This window comes from Streptomyces sp. NPDC002520 (assembly GCF_053595235.1).
On the sequence record NZ_JBSFXG010000086.1, the window covers coordinates 1,751 to 3,385 of the forward strand.

1 rRNA gene (running past one end of the window) is annotated in these 1,635 nt (G+C 57.6%); it reads left to right on the forward strand.

Annotated features, from left to right (window positions below):
* Window positions 1–50: 50 nt before the first annotated feature.
* Window positions 51–1,635, forward strand: a 23S ribosomal RNA gene (locus ACWD5D_RS44735); its annotated part runs 1,292 nt beyond the window's last position; the annotation flags it as partial.

The window sequence follows — 1,635 nt, forward strand, 5'->3', positions numbered from 1 at the left end:
CGGGTGGCTGGTCGTTGTTTGAGAACTGCACAGTGAACGCGAGCATCTGTGGCCAAGTTTTTAAGGGCGCACGGTGGATGCCTTGGCACCAGGAACCGATGAAGGACGTGGGAGGCCACGATAGTCCCCGGGGAGCCGTCAACCAGGCTTTGATCCGGGGGTTTCCGAATGGGGAAACCCGGCAGTCGTCATGGGCTGTCACCCTTGTCTGAACACATAGGGCAAGTGGAGGGAACGCGGGGAAGTGAAACATCTCAGTACCCGCAGGAAGAGAAAACAACCGTGATTCCGGGAGTAGTGGCGAGCGAAACCGGATGAGGCCAAACCTATGACGTGTGAGACCCGGCAGGGGTTGCGTCGTGGGGGTTGTGGGATCTCTCTTCTGTCGTCTGCCGGCGGCAGGACGAGTCAGAAACCGTTGATGTAGGCGAAGGACATGCGAAAGGTCCGGCGTAGAGGGTAAGACCCCCGTAGTCGAAACGTCAGCGGCTCGTTTGAGAGACACCCAAGTAGCACGGGGCCCGAGAAATCCCGTGTGAATCTGGCGGGACCACCCGCTAAGCCTAAATATTCCCTGGTGACCGATAGCGGATAGTACCGTGAGGGAATGGTGAAAAGTACCGCGGGAGCGGAGTGAAATAGTACCTGAAACCGTGTGCCTACAAGCCGTGGGAGCGTCGGAAGCACTTCGGTGCTTCTCGTGACTGCGTGCCTTTTGAAGAATGAGCCTGCGAGTTTGCGGTGTGTTGCGAGGTTAACCCGGGTGGGGAAGCCGTAGCGAAAGCGAGTCCGAATAGGGCGTTTCAGTAGCACGCTCAAGACCCGAAGCGGAGTGATCTAGCCATGGGCAGGTTGAAGCGGAGGTAAGACTTCGTGGAGGACCGAACCCACCAGGGTTGAAAACCTGGGGGATGACCTGTGGTTAGGGGTGAAAGGCCAATCAAACTCCGTGATAGCTGGTTCTCCCCGAAATGCATTTAGGTGCAGCGTCGTGTGTTTCTTGCCGGAGGTAGAGCACTGGATAGGCGATGGGCCCTACCGGGTTACTGACCTTAGCCAAACTCCGAATGCCGGTAAGTGAGAGCGCGGCAGTGAGACTGTGGGGGATAAGCTCCATGGTCGAGAGGGAAACAGCCCAGAGCATCGACTAAGGCCCCTAAGCGTACGCTAAGTGGGAAAGGATGTGGAGTCGCACAGACAACCAGGAGGTTGGCTTAGAAGCAGCCACCCTTGAAAGAGTGCGTAATAGCTCACTGGTCTAGTGATTCCGCGCCGACAATGTAGCGGGGCTCAAGCGTACCGCCGAAGTCGTGTCATTGCAGCATAAGGGCCAACGCCTGCTGTGATGGGTAGGGGAGCGTCGTCTGCCGGGTGAAGCGGCACTGGAAGGTAGTCGTGGACGGTTGACGAGTGAGAATGCAGGCATGAGTAGCGATACAAACGTGAGAAACGTTTGCGCCGATTGACTAAGGGTTCCTGGGTCAAGCTGATCTGCCCAGGGTAAGTCGGGACCTAAGGCGAGGCCGACAGGCGTAGTCGATGGATAACCGGTTGATATTCCGGTACCCGCTGTGAAGCGTCAAACATCGAGCATCGTGATGCTAAGGCCGTGAAGCCGCCCCGGAGCCTTCGGGC